Annotated in this window: 1 protein-coding gene; it reads left to right on the forward strand. The window is 49.8% G+C overall.

Annotation, left to right across the window (positions count from 1 at the left end):
- Positions 1–134: 134 nt before the first annotated feature.
- Positions 135–476: hypothetical protein (locus LRP50_RS25485; protein WP_274167187.1), on the forward strand; the 342-nt coding region annotated here is incomplete at its 3' end.

The following is a 476-nucleotide window of genomic DNA, read 5'->3' on the forward strand; positions in this document are numbered from 1 at the left end:
GACGGACAAAACCTTTGGTAGCAGCCTGGTGCTCAGCCCCGTTCCTGTACACACCAACATTCCCCCCTTAAACACTCACGATATTTTGGTCAAGAAAACCGACAGTTACATTGAAGTGGGGGGGGGCAGGTGGCATGATTTTCCAAACCCAACAAATGTGGTTACTGTTCTTGATGAGCCTCGGTATCCCTGTCTGGCTGCTTTGGAGTGATGGAGGTGTAATGGGGTTTATCGATGCCTTATACCGAGAGCAGAAAATCAATGGCGTTTGGGTCGATGTCTTAGATCCCATGCAGGTATTTGGGGGGATAGGTCTATTTTTTCTCCCCATGCTGGGAGGGTGGTTCATACTGTACAAAGTTCATCGTCACGCCCGAAAAATGCTGACCCAAACCCTGCCCGTGCGTTTTCACCGCCAGCGCCGTGAAGTCATGTTTTCTCGCTGGAACAACGAGAAAAAATGCACCGAATACCGT

It is taken from the genome of Enterovibrio gelatinilyticus (assembly GCF_028683095.1).
Taxonomy (GTDB): Bacteria; Pseudomonadota; Gammaproteobacteria; order Enterobacterales; family Vibrionaceae; genus Enterovibrio; species Enterovibrio gelatinilyticus.